This is a genomic window from Moritella sp. 36, from assembly GCF_018219415.1.
Lineage (GTDB): Bacteria > Pseudomonadota > Gammaproteobacteria > Enterobacterales > Moritellaceae > Moritella.
The window spans coordinates 3,818,842-3,838,776 of record NZ_CP056120.1 but is presented as its reverse complement, the minus strand read 5'-3'; the positions used below and the strand labels follow the sequence as shown (position 1 = coordinate 3,838,776).

The 19,935-nt window shown below is 42.1% G+C and carries 17 protein-coding genes; 6 read left to right on the top strand and 11 right to left on the bottom strand.

The features are described from left to right. The first annotated feature begins 111 nt into the window (after positions 1 to 111). Together galK and galM are read left to right on the top strand one after the other, a co-directional pair. Positions 112 to 1,272: a galactokinase gene (galK, locus tag HWV03_RS16900; RefSeq protein ID WP_211676948.1), complete on the top strand. Its 1,161-nt coding sequence runs from the start codon at positions 112 to 114 to the stop codon at positions 1,270 to 1,272. Positions 1,273 to 1,294: 22 nt separating this feature from the next. Beyond that, entirely contained in the window at positions 1,295 to 2,371 is a 1,077-nt protein-coding gene (gene galM, locus HWV03_RS16895; RefSeq protein ID WP_342357595.1) for a galactose-1-epimerase, read from the top strand. 159 nt (positions 2,372 to 2,530) lie between these two features. On the opposite strand, the gene HWV03_RS16890 is transcribed toward galM, so the two are convergent. Further along, positions 2,531 to 3,871 (bottom strand): aromatic amino acid transport family protein, encoded by a 1,341-nt coding sequence (locus tag HWV03_RS16890; protein WP_211676947.1) that lies wholly within the window; start codon positions 3,869 to 3,871, stop codon positions 2,531 to 2,533. A 550-nt stretch (positions 3,872 to 4,421) separates the two neighbouring features. After that, positions 4,422 to 5,711: a sphingomyelin phosphodiesterase gene (locus tag HWV03_RS16885; protein WP_211676946.1), complete on the bottom strand. Its 1,290-nt coding sequence runs from the start codon at positions 5,709 to 5,711 to the stop codon at positions 4,422 to 4,424. Positions 5,712 to 6,071: 360 nt separating this feature from the next. On the opposite strand from HWV03_RS16885, the gene HWV03_RS16880 reads away from it, so the two are divergent. Next, positions 6,072 to 7,439: a sodium-dependent transporter gene (locus tag HWV03_RS16880; protein ID WP_211676945.1), complete on the top strand. Its 1,368-nt coding sequence runs from the start codon at positions 6,072 to 6,074 to the stop codon at positions 7,437 to 7,439. 265 nt (positions 7,440 to 7,704) lie between these two features. After that, complete coding sequence (locus HWV03_RS16875) at positions 7,705 to 8,706, top strand: porin (RefSeq protein ID WP_211676944.1); 1,002 nt, start codon at positions 7,705 to 7,707, stop codon at positions 8,704 to 8,706. A 16-nt stretch (positions 8,707 to 8,722) separates the two neighbouring features. Here HWV03_RS16875 and ybaK read toward each other — a convergent pair whose 3' ends face one another. The 9 genes from ybaK to HWV03_RS16830 all read right to left on the bottom strand — a co-directional run bounded on the left by ybaK (position 8,723) and on the right by HWV03_RS16830 (position 18,227). After that, the gene (gene ybaK / locus HWV03_RS16870; RefSeq protein ID WP_211676943.1) at positions 8,723 to 9,193 is read right to left on the bottom strand and encodes a Cys-tRNA(Pro) deacylase; all 471 of its coding nucleotides are present in this window, start codon (positions 9,191 to 9,193) and stop codon (positions 8,723 to 8,725) included. A 5-nt stretch (positions 9,194 to 9,198) separates the two neighbouring features. Beyond that, positions 9,199 to 11,085: a monovalent cation:proton antiporter-2 (CPA2) family protein gene (locus HWV03_RS16865; RefSeq protein WP_211676942.1), complete on the bottom strand. Its 1,887-nt coding sequence runs from the start codon at positions 11,083 to 11,085 to the stop codon at positions 9,199 to 9,201. A gap of 185 nt (positions 11,086 to 11,270) precedes the next feature. Then, a complete protein-coding gene (trpA, locus tag HWV03_RS16860; RefSeq protein ID WP_211676941.1) occupies positions 11,271 to 12,077 on the bottom strand; it encodes a tryptophan synthase subunit alpha in 807 nt (268 codons plus the stop codon). Continuing rightward, entirely contained in the window at positions 12,077 to 13,267 is a 1,191-nt protein-coding gene (gene trpB, locus HWV03_RS16855) for a tryptophan synthase subunit beta (protein ID WP_211676940.1), read from the bottom strand. Before trpB ends, trpA begins: the two co-directional genes overlap by 1 nt. 11 nt (positions 13,268 to 13,278) lie before the next feature. Then, positions 13,279 to 14,667 carry a bifunctional indole-3-glycerol-phosphate synthase TrpC/phosphoribosylanthranilate isomerase TrpF gene (gene trpCF, locus HWV03_RS16850; protein WP_211676939.1) on the bottom strand — a complete coding sequence of 463 codons (1,389 nt, stop codon included), beginning with the start codon at positions 14,665 to 14,667 and terminating at the stop codon, positions 13,279 to 13,281. A gap of 42 nt (positions 14,668 to 14,709) precedes the next feature. Continuing rightward, entirely contained in the window at positions 14,710 to 15,780 is a 1,071-nt protein-coding gene (gene trpD / locus HWV03_RS16845; RefSeq protein ID WP_255546880.1) for an anthranilate phosphoribosyltransferase, read from the bottom strand. Between the two features lie 24 nt (positions 15,781 to 15,804). Continuing rightward, entirely contained in the window at positions 15,805 to 16,389 is a 585-nt protein-coding gene (locus HWV03_RS16840) for an aminodeoxychorismate/anthranilate synthase component II (protein WP_211672646.1), read from the bottom strand. 10 nt (positions 16,390 to 16,399) lie between these two features. Next, positions 16,400 to 18,031, bottom strand: coding sequence for an anthranilate synthase component 1 (locus HWV03_RS16835; protein ID WP_211676938.1), 1,632 nt, complete (start codon positions 18,029 to 18,031; stop codon positions 16,400 to 16,402). Then, entirely contained in the window at positions 17,970 to 18,227 is a 258-nt protein-coding gene (locus HWV03_RS16830; protein ID WP_211672644.1) for a hypothetical protein, read from the bottom strand. The genes HWV03_RS16835 and HWV03_RS16830 overlap by 62 nt, the downstream gene beginning before the upstream one ends. A gap of 150 nt (positions 18,228 to 18,377) precedes the next feature. Between HWV03_RS16830 and rnm the strand changes: the two genes are divergently transcribed. Both rnm and HWV03_RS16820 read left to right on the top strand, forming a co-directional pair. Then, the gene (gene rnm, locus HWV03_RS16825; protein ID WP_211672643.1) at positions 18,378 to 19,250 is read left to right on the top strand and encodes an RNase RNM; all 873 of its coding nucleotides are present in this window, start codon (positions 18,378 to 18,380) and stop codon (positions 19,248 to 19,250) included. Positions 19,251 to 19,314: 64 nt separating this feature from the next. Continuing rightward, positions 19,315 to 19,935 carry an L-threonylcarbamoyladenylate synthase gene (locus tag HWV03_RS16820; RefSeq protein ID WP_211676937.1) on the top strand — a complete coding sequence of 207 codons (621 nt, stop codon included), beginning with the start codon at positions 19,315 to 19,317 and terminating at the stop codon, positions 19,933 to 19,935.

The following is a 19,935-nucleotide window of genomic DNA, read 5'->3' as shown; positions in this document are numbered from 1 at the left end:
GAAAAACCGCCGTCATAATAAAAAAAGATAGTAAGTAAAGTCGGTAAACGCAGTGTGATGATACTGCGCTCGACGAGAAACTCAGACCCCTACAAAGTGTGGAAGGCACCGATGACCAATTTAATTCAAAACGTAAAAAATGCATTCAATTCAGTTCTTAACTACGCACCGACTCATATTGTGCAAGCGCCAGGTCGTGTGAACCTGATTGGCGAACATACCGATTATAACGATGGTTTTGTATTGCCTTGTGCAATCAACTATCAAACCGTGGTGGCAGCGGCTACCCGTGATGACAATATTGTACGTGTGGTTGCTGTGGATTACGGTAATGAAACGGACGAATTTGATATTACCCAGACTATTATGTTTCAAGACAATAAAATGTGGGCGAATTATATTCGTGGTGTAGTGAAGTGTTTGCTTGAACGTGGTTTTGAATTTAAAGGTGCTGACATTGCGGTAACAGGTAATGTGCCACAAGGTGCTGGACTCAGTTCATCTGCTGCGCTGGAAGTGGTTATCGGTCAAACATTTAAAGATCTATATGATTTAAATATCAGCCAAGCAGAAGTTGCGTTAAACGGTCAGCAAGCTGAAAACGAATTTGTTGGTTGTAACTGCGGCATCATGGATCAAATGGTGTCGGCAGAAGGTAATGAAAATCATGCCATGTTACTTGATTGTCGTAGTCTTGAAACTACAGCGGTATCAATGCCAGAAAACATGTCTGTAGTGATCATTAACTCGAATAAAAAACGTGGGCTGGTGGATTCTGAATACAATACTCGCCGTGAACAGTGTGAAGAAGCGGCACGTATATTTGGGGTGAAAGCGTTACGTGATGTGTCTATTGAAATGTTTAATGCTAAAGTGCATGAACTTGATGTCATGGTGGCGAAACGCGCTCGCCACGTGATCACCGAAAATGATCGTACCGTTGAAGCGGCAAGTGTATTGGCTGCAGGTGATATTAAACGCATGGCAGAACTGATGGCTGAATCGCATGCATCAATGCGTGATGATTTTGAGATCACGGTAAAAGAAGTTGATACCTTAGTTAATATCGTGAAAGACGTTGTCGGTATTAATGGTGGTGTGCGTATGACGGGTGGCGGATTTGGCGGTTGTATTGTTGCCTTAGTGCCACCTGCATTACTTGATTCAGTGCGTCGTGCGGTTGAAGAACTGTATGAGCCAGCGACTGGTTTAAAAGAATCCATCTATGTGTGCCAAGCAAAAAATGGTGCAGGCTTAGTCGCAACACTTTAGATCGTGATAATAGGGCATGATGATGAATGAGCAAACAAACTTGTTCGACAGCATGACTGCTGAGGTGGCTGTTGATGGCCGCCCAGCTCAGTTGTTCGAACTGAAAAATAATAACGGTATGGCTATCGTACTCATGGATATCGGTGCTGCGTGGTTAAGCTGCAAAGTACCTGTAGATGGTGAATTGCGAGAAGTATTGCTTGGTCAAAGTCATATGTCAGACTTTCAATTACAGCAAAGTTATATGGGGGTGACCGTGGGGCGAGTAGCTAACCGTATCGCAAAAGGTCAGTTCTCTATTGCTGGGGTTGCGCATCAAGTCGATATTAATCAGGCTGGTAATACCTTGCATGGAGGCACTTATGGATTTGATAAACGCCGATGGATAGCGACGGATAATTCGGAAAAAAACAGTGGGGAAAACAGTGTTGAATTTGAGCTAGTTTCTCCTGATGGTGATCAAGGATTTCCGGGTGAACTCACAGTTAAAGTTAAATATCAGCTGACTGAAGATAATACGGTGGTGCTCAGTTATCACGGGAAAACCAGCAAAGCGACACCAATCAACTTAACCAATCACGCCTACTTTAATTTACTGGGTGCGGATAGTGGGCAATCAGCGTTAACGCATAGCTTAAGCATTAATAGTGGTGTCTTTGTGCCAACGGATGACGTCGGCATTCCGACTGGTGAGTGGCTGAGCGTTCAAGGCAGTCATTTTGATTTCATCACGACGAAGCTTGTTGCTCAAGATTTCATGCTAGATAAACATCAACAAGCAGCAAAAGGTTACGATCACGCGTTTGTGTTAGATAAAAGCTGTTTGCAAGGGGCGTTAGCGGCAAGTTTAACATCGCCAGATAATGTGGTTACTTTAAGTGTGTTTACCACTAAACCAGCGATGCAGCTGTATACCGGAAACTGGTTAGCTGGCACGCCAAATCGTCGTGGAGGCGAGTATCAAGATTACGCAGGTATTGCGCTAGAAACTCAGTTTGTACCTGATGCGGTAAATCATCCGCACTGGGACCATCCCAATGTAGTTCTTCAACCTGAAAAAACGTATCAACACCAGACGTGTTATCAGTTTACTGTATAAAGAGTTGCTCGCTAAGGTCGACATGTCATTTTTAGCTATAAGAATTATTAATTTTATAAAATGTAAGCACAAAAAAACCGGCGAGATGCTCGCCGGTTTCGTTTTGTATTAACTTAAGTACTGTTAATTGCAGTACTTTTCATTACAGTTAACAGCGGTTTAGAATGCGCCGTAGATAACTGAAGTGATAGCTAGTAGACCACAGATAGTAACAAAGATGTTTGCTGCTTTATTGCTAGCATATTTTTGCATCGCTGGAACTTTCTTGATTGCGTACATTGGCATTAGGAACAAAATAGCAGCAATCATTGGTGCGCCGATTGTTTCAATAAGGCCTAGTACACTTGGGTTGATAATCGCTACAACCCATGTAGTCAGTACGATGAATACGATAGAGAATGTACCGATTTTTTTCTCTGATGCTTTCGGCATAACTTGTTTAACTAGACCGTTTAGACCTTCTTGAGCACCTAAGTAGTGACCGAAGTAGCTAGACGTAATCGCTGCGAATGCTACGAAAGGACCAAAGTATTGAATTAATACTGAGTCATGTACGTTTGCAAGGTAAGACAGGATTGAGATGTTTTGTGCCTTCGCTTCTGCTAGTTGCTCTGGTGATAGTGATAACACACAAGAGAATACGAATAGCATAACGAAACCAAGTAGCATTTGACCTGCACGTTTACAGATAAGGTCTGATTTTACTACTGCGTTGTCACCGTAAGTTTCACGTTGTGCTTTAGCAAACTGGCTGATTACTGGTGAATGGTTGAATGAGAACACAATCAGTGGAATCGATAACCAGATAACAGGTAAGAACGAAGATGCTTCAGGAACAACTGTTAACATCGTTGTGTTCCAGCTCGGGATTAAGAATAAAGATAAACCGAACAGGATGAATACTAATGGGTAAACTAATGCTGATGTCGCTTTAAGCATTAACTCTTTACCGAATAGAATCAGTGCAGTCATTGCTAAAATTAGACCACCAGATAGTAACCAACGTGGAATACCGCTTACTTTATCCATAAGTTGAACACCAGCTTCGTTAAGCATCGGTGCACCATCAGCCGCTAGGCGTGGGATTTCAGTGAAGATATCAAGTTGGTGAACAATGAAACTTTCAAATGTATTTGTAATACCAACACCGTAGATTAATACGATAGGGTAGATAGCAAAGAAATAAGCAAACGTGATTAGTTTTGCTGCGCCTTTACCAAAATGTTCTTCAACAACATCTGTAATATCTGAATTTGGATTTTTTGATGATAGAACGAAGCGAGCAAGTGATCTATGCGCGAACCATGTCATTGGGCCTGCAATCAATGCTAGAAATACTAACGGCCAAAAACCACCTAAACCTGCTTTAATAGGTAAGAATAAAACACCAGCACCTACTGCTGTGCCGAATAGACTTAATACCCATTCTGTGTCTGCTTTGTTCCATTTAGCAGCATTCGTAGTGCCGTTCGTGATTGTTGTAGTGGCTTGTTCTGACATTTCTCTTTCACCTGTAATATTGCGCTGTATCTTAATTGCTGCATAGGATAATGATCTGAATTTTATTTAAAGTGATGCAGATCGCTTTTTTGCCTCGAACCTAAAAAAATACCCGCATTTATCAAAATAATTTGATGTTTTACGTGTTTTTTATTAACTGTTACCGTATTTGTGTGTTTATTGAACTGTTTCTTGTGTTTACTCTGTATTTTTTGATTTTTTAAACTTAATTTAGTTATTTGTGCTTTGGAAGTTGTAAGTTGTGGTTTTATATTTGCTCATATAGTCATCGATAAATAACACATGTAGCTATAAATGGGTAGTTTATAGGTTTTTAACAATTCATTAGCAATTATTTTGTATGTGCAGATCACACTTATATTAAGGGGCTCAAATTAATTTTAGTGCTACTTTTGAGTGTTTCAGGTTAAAAACAATGAAACTGCCTAGTTTTGAATATCCATCTAGTAGTAATTGTGAGTTTTAAGCGGTTATCTCAGCATCTAAAGTGAATAGATGCTGAGATATTAATTAACAGTGTATTCTGCTGTTATTTTTCTGTTGGGTAGATAAAATACCCGCGAGCTGCGTAATGATCAGATAAGTCCCAAATCCCCCACAGTGATTCGGTTACTACGCGAGGCGCGAATATTTCTTGGCTTGCACTGATTGGCTGTAAATGGTCATTTCCTGTTAGTGTGTAATCAAGATATTCTAAATAAGGTTTTTCTGCCCAATAGTTAGTATTGGAATCAAAAGAGAGGTTGTGCCCTTTGTTGTCAGGTTCGGTGGCATTAAGAATATATTCCATTTGATCACGATCGCCGGGTAAGCCTATTTTGTTGACGTTGAAATCACCGGCTAAAATGACGGCTTCGTCAGCAGGGATATTTTGTGCTCGAATAAATGCTCCCATTTCTTCTAGCTGGGCTAAACGCGCAGATCGGTTGCTATCATCATCAGATGATTGGGTGTGAGTTGCAAACAGATGGTAAATGTGACCTTGCTTGTTAATGCGGGCATAAATAACACCACGGGTTGCGGCACACTGAATACCATTACAACTGGTATACTTTAGACTTTTCTCTTCTTCTACAGGCCAAGGCGTTAAAATACGCGTACCTGACAGCATGATTTTTCCTAATTTGAATATTTCGCTGCTGGTAAAACTATATTCTTTACTGAGCTGTTTAAGTAATTTTTTTGTTCTAATTAGATCAAAGACCTCTGTGAGTACCAAGGCATCATAACCGGACATAACTTCTGGCATTTCCGTTAGGCGTGTACCTACTTTTTTAGAACCGAATATTGTGGTCTCCCAAATGTTGTAGCTTAATAAGCTAAATTCATTACCAGGTCCAATAGTAGGTTTCTGATCATGCTGTTGTAATACGTAATTGATTTTGCCACCTTTATTTAGCTTTTCACTATTGAAGGCGATAGTATTTTTTCTGTTGGCAAGTTGGATCTCAAAACGCTGAATTGCGCTGTCCGTTTGTGGTTCGATAGTCAATTCATTACTGTCTAGACCAAAGGCAATCTCACCGCCAGTTACTTTTTGAGTTAAGCTAAAGCTGTAATCTGCGTTACTCAGTGAAATTGCAATATTATCTTCACTGCTTGTTCGGGTTATACCTGCTAGATCCACAGTGCTCAATGGCATCACTTCTGCTGTTAACAATTCGGTATTATTACCTTCTTCAATATACGCATACAGGGTATGTGGCGTGCTATTGGTGAATTGAATAATAGTATGGCGTTCTGTGGGTACTTGGCTCATTGCCATTAAGGCTGGGGTGATCATGTATAGCCCAAGTAAGACTGCTATTTTCCTTAACATAAATATCCTTATTGTTTTTATATTGTATTAAATTAAATACTACCTAGGGGTGAGTATAAATGATTGTTGTACATATTAAGTACGCATAGTAAGCAATTTTGATGATGTTTTGATTAAAGTATTATTTTTTATATTTAAGCGGATTGGTAATAGCTGCCATTTCAGCGATGAATCAATACTGTTCGCGCAATTAAATGTGAACACTTTTGTAAATTGGGGTTTTTAGTTGCTTCTAATTGCTATTTACCTGGAGTTTAACACTGCATTTCAACTACTTCTTGGTTTTTGGTTCCTTTTGTTTTGTCGTTTTTAGGTGTAAATTCTACCTTGAATTTAATTTGGCAAACTTGGTACGGATAAATGGCTGTAATACAGAATAATGATGGTGCATCTCGAGGCCATTTTGGTTCTCGTTTTGGTTTTATAATGGCTGCGGCAGGTTCTGCTGTTGGCATTGGTAATATTTGGGGCTTCCCTACGCAAGCGGCCAGTAATGGCGGCGGTGCATTTTTAATGGTGTATCTGTTTCTGATCTTTGTACTTGGTTACCCTATGTTAGTTGCTGAGCTAATGGTGGGTCGTCACGGTCAAACTAATCCAGCAGATGCGATGGCTAAACTAGGCCGATCTTCTGCAACAAAAATGATTGGTCGTTTGATTGGTCTCGCGTCAATTATCTGTGCTGTGCTGATATTCAGCTTTTATGCCATACTTTCTGGCTGGTTCGTCAGTAACACACTGGCACCGATTGCGGCTATGCTTGGTGCCGAGGAGGCAAGCCGTTGGTTAATCGACTTCTCATTATCTCGTAATATCGTATTTACCTTAGTATTTACATTAATGTCTATTTATGTAATTCAAAAAGGCGTACAAGATGGTATTGAAAAATGGTCAAAGCGTTTAATGCCATTATTATTTGCTATCTTGATTGCGAGCGTGATGTATATCTTGCTCCAACCCGGTGCGAGTGAAGGTGTTGCGGCGTTATTTACGATTGACTTTGAAAAAGTAATGCACTCAGATGTACTCATTGGTGCGCTTGGTCAGACATTCTTCTCGTTATCTATTGGTACGGGGGTGATGATGATTTATGGCTCATACCTTAAACCAAAAGAGAACATCGGTAAGTTAGCGGTACAGGTGACCTTTATGGATACAGGCGTCGCCTTCTTAGCGGCGATGTTAATCCTGCCTGCAATGTATGTAGCTAAGCATAACGGTGTCATTATCTTTGATGCTGACGGAAACTTACTAAGTTCAGATACATTGGTATTTACAGTTCTTCCAGCATTGTTTGCGACGATGGGCGCGGCCGAGCATATTGTGGCTACCATCTTCTTTGCGTTGATGTCAGTAGCTGCATTAACATCGGCAATTTCGGTAGTCGAAGTGCCGACCAGCTATATCGTGGACAAAACAGCCCTGCCACGTAAGAAAGTAACTTGGGTTGTTGGCGTCGGTCTGACAACACTAGCTATGGTTGTTGTGACTAATTTTGATTTGATGTTTGGCTTCATGATCACGCTATCAACCGAAATGATACAACCGCTTATATGTTTAGGTCTGGCTATCTTTACGGGTTGGGTATGGCATCGTAATAGCTTGTTGGCTGAAATTAAAGGTCAAGACGGCGCTGACGTAAATGGTATTTTCTGGAAGGTATGGCCATTGTATGTGAAGTTTGTTTGTCCTGTTTTAATTATGGTATTAATTAGTACATCGCTTTAATGAGACTCTGAGCCTAAATGCGTAACTAGGTTTAGGTTAGATAAAAGCCCAGTAGAGTGATCTACTGGGCTTTTTTGCTTCTAAAATTAAGATGTGGATCACCTTTTTATATCGCGCTGACGGTTTCAACCTCAATTTCATCGCTAAGGACTACTATTCATTGCTAATTGAGCAAAAGTCAGAAGTACGGTATTACCGATAATACTAAAACTTATAACTTGGTAATACGTCACCAATGCAACTTTAAAATACACAGGAAATAATCATGAAAAAGACATTATTAGTAACAGCAATACTAGCTAGTCTTGTTCCGACGGTACAAGCTTCTGTTAATGTATACAAAGATGATGCTCACCTGGTTGATTTGTATGGCCGTGCTTATGCTGCTTATCTTTACCAAGATGGTAAAGGAAAAAAAAGTGATGGTCGCTCAGATAGCTATTTTCGTACTGGTTTTAAGGCCTCTTCAAATTTAACGGAGGATTTAAATGCGCTTGCGCATATTGAGATGCAATTTGAATCCAGAGATAACAGTGACGCTAATTCAACCTCTAAAACGCGTTTGATTTATGCTGGATTAAAAAATGATTGGGGGCAGCTGACCTTTGGTCGTAACTATGCCGCAGATGAAATTATTGCGGATTGGGCTGATGCCGGTACCACTAACTATTCTGGTAATCCCGCACTAGGTAATTTAGGTCGACAAACCAATATTTTAAAACTAGAAACCAAGGTGCTTGATGATGCCCTTAGCTTAGTTGCACATATTCAACCGGAATCCAGTGTTGATGGTAGTAGTGGCAACAATAGTCAATCAAGTTATTCGATTGGTGGTGTTTATGCTTTCGACTTCGGTCTTGAGTTAGGGTCAACCTATACAGGTGTTATGACAAAAGATTATACTGCAGACCCAGATTATGATAGATCCACCTTTCTACTTGCAGCACGTTATAAGTACCAAGGGTTAACTGCCTCTATTGTTGGGGATAGTACCTCTGTTGATACACCAAATAACACATCTGCTAAGAATTCAGATGATTGGACTGCCTATGAGTTATCTCTCGCTTACACCTTGGATAAAATAACAGGCACCTTTACCTATAAACAACGTGATACGGATAATATAAGTAAAAATACCGTTGATGAAACAGCTCTTGGCCTTGCTTATAAGTTTAATCCCAACTTCCGAGTCGTTACTGAATATGCCATTTTAGGTGTTGATGGCGATGAAGATCAGCTGCACGTAGCTGCAAGGTATGACTTCTAGAGCTACGGATTCATTATTATTCACTACTAATAGCAGCAAACTCAGCATTGGTTAGCTGCTTTAGGTCTAACGGGCTTAGTTCGATTTCTAAGCCTCGACGACCTGCACTGACATAAATAGTCTCATGTGTTTCTGCTGAGCTATCAATGACAGTGAGTAAGCGTTTTTTTTGCCCCAAGGGACTAACCCCACCAAGTACGTAACCAGTCGAGCGCATTACATCATTCTTATCTGCCATTATCGCTTTTTTAGCTTTTGCCGCTTTAGCGATGGATTTTAAATTAAGCATTGCCGTTACTGGGACAACTGCAACAACGAGTTTCTTATCTCCGACATCCACCACTAGTGTTTTGAATATGCGTTCGGCGGCGACGGACATTTTCTCCGCCGCTTCTAAACCATAAGACTCTGCATTCGAATCGTGTTTATATTCATGGGTTTTATGGGCTACTTTTGCTTTTTTAGCTAATTTAACTGCTGGTGTCATACTATCTATTCTACCTTATCTATTTCGTTATTTAGCGCTGTTGCAGACTTGTCTCTATTTTTCATCACGTCTGCTAAGCTATCTTCGAGTTGTAAATACAGGTCACGATAAGCGGTATTAAACTTGTCGTCTTCACTGTTATTCAACCAGGTTTGATACAAGGTTGCTTTACTTTGTTTTTCTATTTCTTTAAAGGTGATCTTCAGGTCTTTTGCTTGTTGTTCACTGAAACCCAGGTTAGTCAGCGCGTGTGATCCAAGTATCAAGGCTGAATGGTAGGTCTCACTGACCACATGATCTGCCCCTGCATGACGCAGGGAATAGCCATGTCCACGGTCATAAGCACGCGCTAATATTTTGACTTGTGGATAATGTTGCTTGATGTAACGTACGAGATCAACAGCTCTGACTTTATCATCAATCGCGACGATGAATAAACTGGCGTTCGCGATGCCCGCTGTTTCTAGCAAACTGGGTTGAGTGGCGTCACCAAAATAACTTTTCATCTTAAATGATCGCACTCTTTGGATCATACTGACATCATGATCCAGTACCACTGTTTTAACTCCGTTAGCAACCAACAGGCGATTGACAATTTGGCCGAAACGGCCGATACCTGCCACGATCACATCACCTTGTTCATTGATATCATCGTTTGCTTGTTGATTGGTTTTATCGACGTAGCGGGGCTGGATCACGCGGTCATAAAAGATAAATAACGCGGGTGTTAAGAACATAGATAGGGCAACAGACAGCGATAAGGTCTGTGCTAGATCAATCGGCAGTACGTGGTTGTTCACGGTAAAGCCAATTAATACAAAGCCAAATTCACCCGCTTGCGCCAAGCTGAGGGCTAATAACCAACGGTCACTGCCTTTGATCTTAAAGACCAACGTTAAGATAAATAGCACTAAACCTTTGACCAACATTAACGCGAGTGTAATGGATAAAATGGTACTGGTTTCGTTAAACAAGATATTAAAATCAATACCAGCGCCCACGGTCATAAAAAATAACCCGAGCAACAGGCCTTTAAATGGTTCGATGGTGGCTTCTAGTTGGTGTCTAAATTCACTGGTTGCTAATACTACACCGGCTAAGAATGCGCCCAGAGCTGGGGACAGACCCACTAAGTTCATGATGGCAGCAATACCAATGACAAGCATTAATGAGGTAGCGGTAAAGATTTCTGGTACTTTAGAGCTTGCCACAAATTTAAATAATGGACGACTTAAGTAATGACCGCCGACCACTACGCCGGTGATGGCCACTATGATCACGAGGGCATAATAAATGCCGGAGATATTGGCGACTAAGGATAATTCTTCATGCTGCGTACTGGCTGCTTGTACGGCATGTTGTGCTTGTTCAACCAGTTCAGGAATGGCTAATAATGGGATTAGCGCCAGCATCGGGATCACGGCGATATCTTGAAACAGTAATACCGAGAATGCGGAGCGTGCCCCTTCGGTTTTGGTCAGGCCTTTTTCGTTAAAGGTTTGCAATACGATCGCGGTTGAGGATAGTGAGAATACTAAACCAATAGTGAGGGCAAGTCCCCAGTCTAAATTAAGCGCAAGGCCGATCCCCATTACTGCAGCCGTCGTTAAGCCAACTTGTAAGCCACCTAAACCAATAAGGCGATGACGCATATCCCAGAGCATACGGGGTTCTAATTCTAGGCCAACCAAAAATAGCATCATGACTACACCAAACTCAGCGAAATGCTGAATAGTAGCTGCTTCATTGCCAACTAGCCCTGTCACTGGGCCTATCATAACCCCAGCAATTAAATATCCGAGTACCGAGCCCAGCCCAAGACGTTTGGCAATCGGTACGGCGATAACCGCAGCAAACAGGTAGATGAATGCTTGGATGAAATAACCTGTCATGGTGCTTCCTTGTTCCTTGGTAGGTAATGCGATGAGTGATCTGTAGTATTAAAAAAGCCCTTAGAGCCATTTTATATAACCATCGTATTGCGATAGCATAATAATAGGCATTAAGGGCTTAATTGGTAAAGTGTTATACCCAAGTATCTTGAAGTAGCTTGGGTATATATTTTGTTTATGCTCGACTATTTAATTGTTGCGGCTTTCATTGGCGTCACGAACTCAGCGAGTTCTTGTAGCATTTTCGTATTGTCATTAAGGTTTTTCTCAATGATGTTTACAATCGCAGAACCTGAAATAGCACCCGCAGCACCCGCTGCAACAGCTTGTTTAACTTGTTCTGGTGATGAGATACCAAAACCGAGCAGGCAAGGTGCTGCATTAAACGATTTCAGTTTTGCTAATAATGGACCTACTGGCATTTCAGCTTTGGTTTCTGCCCCTGTGACACCTGCACGGCTAAGTAGGTAAGTATAACCAGAACCTTGCTTTGCCACTTGCTGTAGCGTTGCTTCATCGGCATTTGGCGGTGCGATGTAGATACTTTCGATACCGACTTTATCGCCTGCTTCTTTAAATTGTTGGCCGTATTGTACTGGCACGTCGGCAATCAATAATGAGTCAACGCCAGCAGCAGCAGCTTTAGCCATAAATTTATCGGTACCATTACCGTAAACAAGGTTGGCATACAATAATAAACCAATTGGCATGTGCGGATGTTTAGCACGTATTTCGGTCAGCATTTCAAAACAGGCATCTGGGTTTATACCTGCGTTTAATGCACGAGAGGTGGCTTTTTGGATCGTCGGGCCATCAGCTACCGGATCTGAGAATGGAATACCCAGTTCTAATGCGTCAGCACCAGCTGCTATTAGCGTCTCGATGATCGCCATTGATTGTTCGCGGTTTGGATCGCCAATCGTTACAAATGGAACGAAAGCGCCTTCATTTTTTTCTGCAAGTGCTGCAAAAGCTTGTTGATAACGTCCCATTATAATGCTCCTTCACCTTCTAGAATATCTGCAACGGTAAAGATATCTTTGTCACCACGACCTGATAAGTTAACCACTAAAATTTGTTCTTTATCCATATCCAGTTCCATCATCTGTAGTGCATACGCCAATGCGTGAGATGATTCTAGCGCAGGGATAATACCTTCTTGCGATGATAGTAACTGGAATGCTGTAAGTGCTTCTTCATCTGTTACTGACGGGTATTCAGCACGGCCAGAAGTATATAGGTGTGCGTGCTGCGGACCAACAGATGGAAAATCTAATCCAGCAGATACCGAGTATGATTCTTGGATCTGACCATAGTTATCTTGCATCAATAGTGAATGCATACCAAAGAAAATACCGTTGGTACCTTCGGCAATTGGCGCACCGTGTTCACCTGTCGAAATCCCTTTACCCGCAGGTTCAACACCGTAAAGTTTGACACTTTCTTCTTCGATAAAATCATTGAACATACCAATCGCGTTAGAACCACCACCAACACAAGCAATAACAGCATCGGGTAAGCGACCTTCTGCTTTTAGAATCTGTTGCTTGGCTTCTTCACCGATCATTTTTTGGAATTCACGTACGATAGTTGGGAAAGGATGTGGGCCTGCCGCAGTACCTAGTAGGTAATGAGCATTCTCGTAGTTAGCAGACCAGTCGCGTAATGCTTCGTTACAGGCATCTTTTAATGTGCCTGCGCCAGAGTCAACACCGATAACTTCAGCGCCCATTAACTTCATGCGGAATACGTTTGGCTTTTGGCGTTCCATGTCTTTCACACCCATATAGATGCGACATTTTAGACCCAGCAACGCACACGCTAGTGCTGATGCAGTACCGTGTTGACCTGCACCTGTTTCAGCGATAATTTCAGTTTTACCCATGCGTTTAGCCAGTAGTGCTTGACCCAATACTTGGTTAGTTTTGTGCGCGCCACCGTGTAATAGATCTTCACGTTTTAGGTAAATCTTAGTTTTCGAACCTTTGGTAATGTTACGGCATAGTGTCAACGGCGTTGGACGACCCGCGTATTCATTTAACAGTTGCTGGAACTCTGCTTCGAAGGCAGGATCATTTTGTGAATCGATAAATGCATCTTCTAATTCATCTAATGCAGGTATTAAAATTTGCGATACGTATTGGCCGCCAAATTCGCCAAAAAAGGCATTAAGTTTTGCCATGATAACTTCCTTTAGTAATTTCTAAGCGCGTTAAATGCCGCGATAATTTTGTCTGTATCTTTAATACCGGGTGCTGATTCTAATCCTGAGTTTAGATCCAGCCCTAAGCAACCGAGTTTTGCTGCGTCTTGCACGTTGTCTGGAGTTAATCCTCCGGCCAACATGATTTGACTGCAATCTTCAGATGTTAATAACGACCAATCAAATGGCTGTCCTGTGCCACCTGATTGTCCCGCTACCTTACTATCAACTAAATGACGATCAACCTTGGTCAGACTTAAATCGGGTGCTTGTTCGCTAACCCCGTGTGCTTTCCAAATTTGTATGTCGTTATTGAGTAAGGTTTTTAATATCGCAATGTAGCTTGCATCTTCGCTACCGTGTAATTGTACAGCGGCCAAATCGAGATGATTAGCAAGCTGGGCAACGACGGTTACTTGTTCATTCACAAATACCCCCACGTAAGCCAGTGGTGCTGCTGCAATGACTTCTTGCGCTGTTGCTACGTTAACACAACGTGGTGATTTTGGCGCAAAGATAAGTCCACCATAGATAGCGCCTTGTTCATGTACGACTTTTGCATCTTCTGGGCGGGTAAGACCACAAACTTTATTGTCACCTAAAATCAAACGACGGCAAGCTAAATCGACGTTGTCTTGTGACATTAACGAGCTACCAACTAAGAAGCCGTTTGCGTAGTTCGCTAAATCACGTACTTGTTGGTTATTGTAGATGCCCGATTCTGAAATGATAATACGATCATTTGGGATCTTCGGAGCAATCTCTTTGGTACGGTTTAAGTCAATTGATAAGTCGCGTAGGTTACGGTTATTAATACCGATCACTTTTGCGTCTAGCGCAATCGCACGGACTAATTCTGCTTCATTACTGACTTCGGTAAGCACGCCCATGTTTAAGCTGTGGGCGACTTTAGCTAAGGCAATATATTCAGCGTCATCGAGTACCGATAACATTAACAGCGTTGCATCGGCTTGGTGTAAACGGGCTAAGTAAATCTGATATTCGTCAATGATAAAGTCTTTACAGATCACCGGCTGAGTCACGACATTACGTACTTTAGTGATGTAGTCGAAGTCACCTTGGAAGTATTTCTCATCCGTTAATACAGAGACTGCAGCCGCATAGTTTTTATAGACGCCAGCAATTAAATCTAAATCAAACTCAGGGCGGATTAGCCCTTTTGATGGTGATGCTTTTTTACATTCCAGAATAAACTTGGTTGGTTTACCCGATAACGCGGCATAAAAATCACGATCTGTCGGTACTAAATCAGCAATAAAACTCGCTAATGGTTGACTGGCTTTACGCGCTGCAACCCAAGCCACTTTATCGTCAACAATATTACCGAGAATGGTTTGCTGTAATTCTTGCGTTAACATTTATGTTTCCTTCCTTTCGTTAAACTAAGGCTAAGACCAAGACTAAACTTGTTGACTTTTTACTGCTAGTTGGTGGATCAAGGCTAATGCACGGCCATCATCAATTGCTGTCATTGCTAATTCAGTACCGTGTTTGAAGTCTTTGGCTATTTCAGCAACCACTAATAATGCCGATACGTTGATGGCCACTGCGGCTTTTTGTGCGTCAGTACCGTTACCTGATAGCAGGCGTTCGATAATGACTTTGTTTTCTGCTGCATCACCACCGCGTAGTTCGGCTACGTCATAACGTTCAACACCAAAATCGGCAGGGCTTATTGTGAACTCGGTGATCATGCCATTATTTAACTCGGCAACTTTAGTTTCACCGTGTAGGGCGATTTCATCTAAACCACTGCCGTGAACGACTAACGCACGCTGCACACCTAGTTTATCCATGGTTTCGGCGATTGGGCGAATTAAACATTTATCATACACACCCATTAACTGAACTTGTGGGCGAGTCGGATTCAGCAGTGGGCCTAACACATTAAAGATGGTGCGGGTTTTAAGAGCTTGGCGTACAGGCATCGCATGGCGAATACCTGCGTGGTATTGTGGTGCGAATAAAAAGCAAATACCCAATTCATCAAGGCAGGCTTTTGCTTGCTCTGGGGTTTGGGTTAAATTAATACCAAACGCTTCCAATAAGTCTGACGAGCCCGATTGACTTGATACGCTGCGGTTACCATGTTTAGTCATTTTTAACCCACAAGCAGCAGCGACAAACGCAGCTGTTGTTGAGATATTAATGGTATTCATGTTATCGCCACCTGTCCCACAACAATCGGCATGTAGGCCTTCTACTGCTGGAAAGGGGGTTGCTGCTGCTAATAATGCTTGCGCAGCACCTGCAATCTCATCTGGTTGTTCACCGCGTATTTTTAATGCTGTTAGCACTGACGAAAGTATGATTGGATCCATTTCACCTTGTACTACAGCCGTAAATACCGTTTCTGATTCTTCAAGAGTCAGTACTTGGTTTGCGTATAACTTTTCTAGAATCGCGGTGATTGTTGCTGGTGCCGTGTTTTCCGATACTATTTTTTCCGGTACGATGTTTGATTCTGCCATGACCTACTCCTTAGGGCTTGTGACCTATGCTGTTGCCCATGCTAGGGTGTTTTTTAACAGCTCGGCGCCTTCACTGGTTAATATTGATTCTGGGTGAAATTGAAAACCAATGACTTTATCTTCTGGTTGAATTATTGCCATTGGCATTCCGTTAAATTCTGCATTAACGGTTAAGCTGCTCGGTACTTCAGTTGCGACTAATGAATGATAGCGTGCAACAGGTAAGGGCTGACTCAAACCGGCAAACATTAACTGACCATCATGGTTAATCGATGAGGCTTTACCATGCATGATCTCTTCTGCACGGCCAACTACGCCACCATACTGTTGTACCAGTGCTTGGTGTCCTAAACAAATGCCAATCATTGGATATTGACCGCGACACAAGCGGATCAGTTCCAACAAACAACCGGCTTCTGATGGATTACCAGGGCCCGGCGAAAGCACCACAACGGGGTTGTTTTCACATTGGTCTATTTGCTGTTTAATTGCTTCGGCACTAATACTGTTACGGTAAATTTTAACCTCATGCCCTAGGCTGCGGAATTGATCCACTAGGTTGTAAGTAAAAGAGTCAAAGTTGTCTAATAAAAATAAAGTATTGTTCATGTTGTCTCCGTTACTTAGCGTTGTGAGTTGTTGAGTTAGCTTCTGCCTTCATGATGGCAGCGAATGATGAACCTTGTGCGAGGGCTACGGCGTTTAATACTGCGGCTGCTTTACTGCGGGTCTCTTCGGCTTCGGCTTGTGGGTTTGAATCGTAAACTACCCCCGCACCAGCTTGTACATATGCAGTGCCATCTTTAACAAATGCAGAGCGAATAACAATACAGGTATCCATGGTGCCATCACCCGTAAGGTAACCAACGGCACCGCCATAACTACCACGGCGTTGCTGTTCTACTTGACGAACCAGTTCCGCGGCGCGGATCTTAGGTGCGCCAACTAACGTCCCCATGTTCATGCACGCTTGGTATGCATGTAGGGCATCAAGGTCATTGCGTAGTTTTCCTTTTACACGAGACACTAAGTGCATCACGTGGCTGTAACGATCGACGTTTAATAAGTTAGCCACATAACGTGTACCAGGCTGACTGATACGGGCCACGTCATTACGTGCTAAATCAACCAGCATGATGTGTTCGGCAGTTTCTTTCTTGTCTTGACGCAATTCTAATTCGATACGGCCATCTAAGTCAGGGCAAATAGAACCATCTGCACGGAAACCACGACGACGAGTACCGGCAATCGGATAAATTTCTACATCATTAGTTTGCGCATCATATTTTAATGCACTTTCTGGAGATGCACCAAATAACACAAAGTCAGAATCGTTTAGGTAAAACATGTACGGACTTGCGTTCGTTTGTTTTAGTTTGGCATAAGCGGCTAACGAATCTGGACAAGGCAAGCTAAAGCAACGTGACGGTACAACTTGGAAAATGTCACCTCTACGGATGTAATCTTTTAAATCTTCAACTGTCGCGCAGAACTCACTGTCACTAATATCGACGTTGAGCATTAGTGCTGCTGCTTTAGAGTCTGGTATTGCTGTTAAGACTGTCGCACATTCTGTTTGGATTCGGGCTAATTTTGCTTCTGTTTCGTTAAGTGCTGTTGCAAAGTACTCACCACCAAAGACACTACCGATTAATTTTGATTGTTGAGTTTGGCGATCAATCACAATTAATGTTTCGGCAATATAGAATACAAAATCAGGACAGATATTGGCGCCATCCGGCACACTTGGTAATTCTTCAACACTGGCAATCATGTCATAAGCAAAACAGCCTCCGAGAAATAATGCTTCATGAAAAGGCGTTTCGGGGATGACACGGTTGATAATAGTGCGTAAAGCGTCGAAAGGTGATGATGACTGTAAGCGGGAATCTTCATCAAGGCTATCGTCAGTCGGGGCGAATATTAAAGCTAGTTTGTTATGACTCAGAGACGTAATAGCATCGTTGCCAAGTTGGGTTTTAAATTCATCGGCTAAGAATGGCAGCAGGTTTTCACCATTCAGGGTTAATGCCGTGAATTCAACGGTACGCCCAAAACAGGCGATTTTAACCGCCGCATCGAGCAAAATTAAACTTTGCAGTGCGGTTTTTGTGACTATATCAGCCGACTCTAATAATAAGCTGTTACCGCTTGGGCGATACATGTGGCGATAGAAGGCAAGGGGATCGTCAATATGAGGGCAATCTTGCTGAATCGAATGTAATTTTCCTGGCGCTAATCGTTGCGTCATCGCACTTTCCTTGCTCTAGTTTGTCTAAATTTCCAATAAAAAAGCCCGCTTCAATGAAACGGGCTTTAATGTTTGTTATTTTTTGTAGATTTACATTTACTGCAGATATCACAAAATCACATGCCCGTTTAGAGAGGGATGTGCCACCACCAACTGATTGTTTGGTTTGTAATATTTTGCATTGCGTTTGAGCCATAAAGTTATCTAAGTAGGTTAAACTTAGGCGTTTAGGGCTATTATTGTCAATACATTTATTAATTTTTGTGTGAAATTGTTAAATAAAACTTATAATAGGGCCTTATTGTGCTTTTTTCTGAATTTTTATCGCTGGATACGCTTTATTTTTATGATATACGATTTACATTCTCATACGACAGCCTCTGACGGTTCTTTAAGTCCAGCTGAACTAGTCCAACGTGCGGTTCTACATCGCGTTGATGTGTTAGCGATTACCGATCACGATACTACGGCTGGCCTCCAAGAAGCCCATGATACGATTGCAGCCAATCAATTACCGCTTACTTTAGTTAATGGTGTTGAAGTTTCAACCAATTGGCAAAACCATGAAATTCATGTGGTTGGCTTAAATGTTGACCTCGAGAACCCTGTGTTGCAGGCATTCTTAGCAGAACAGCGTAATAAGCGTGAAGAGCGCGCGGTTGAAATGGGTAATCGTTTAGCCAAAGCGCGTATTCCAAATGCGTATGAAGGCGCGAAAGCACTTGCTGGCGATGCCAGTATTACTCGCAGTCACTTTGCTAAATATTTAGTTGAGCAAGGCGTTGAAAATACCTTTCAAAATGTATTTAAACGTTTCTTAGCTAAGGGAAAAACTGGCTATGTGCCACCCAACTGGGCAACAATTGAACAAACGATCGAAATAATTCATCAATCTGGTGGGCAAGCTGTACTGGCTCATCCGCTGCAGTATAAACTGTCAACTAAATGGTTTAAAAGATTATTAGCTGCCTTCGAAGAAGCGGGTGGTGATGCTTTAGAAGTGGGACAGCCACAACAAGGTATTACCGAACGTACTCAGTTAGCCAGTTATGGTCGTGATTATAATTTGTCTGGGTCTGTTGGTTCTGATTTTCATCGGCCAAGCAGCTGGACTGAATTAGGTCGAAATTTATATATCCCTAAGGATTGTACCCCAGTGTGGTCGTCTTGGCCTGAAGGTGATGCGAAACTTGCCTCCACTGTGGAGCAAGGCGCTTAAGTTTACCAAGTGGTAATTAAGCTGTGTCAACGATGGTCACTAAACAGTTAAGGAGTAATAATTTATGAGTCAATTTTTCTATATACACCCTGATAACCCGCAAGCGCGTTTAATCAGTCAGGCGGTTGCTATTTTACGCAATGGTGGTGTGATCATCTATCCAACAGATTCTGGCTATGCGCTAGGCTGTCATATTGGTGATAAAATGGCGTTAGAGCGTATTTGTAAAATCCGTAAGTTAGATAAAGAGCATAACTTTACTTTGTTATGCCGTGATTTATCGGAGTTGTCGTTATACGCACGCGTTGATAATCAAGCTTATCGCGCGCTTAAAAATAATACCCCGGGTCCTTTTACGTTTATTTTTAAAGGAACCAAAGAGGTGCCGCGTCGTTTAGTGAATCCTAAGCGTAAAACAATCGGTATTCGTGTGCCAGACAACACAATTGCATTGGCATTATTAGATGCACTCGGTGAGCCTATGATGTCGACGTCGTTAATCTTACCGGGTAACGAAGGTGCAGAATTTGATCCAGAAGCGATCCGAGACCAACTTGAAAACCAAGTGGAGCTCATTATCAATGGTGGTTACTTAGGCGAGCAAGCGACAACGGTTATTGATTATTCGGAAGGTGATGCCGTTATTCTTCGTCAAGGTGCCGGTGATGCATCTTCTTTCGTGTAA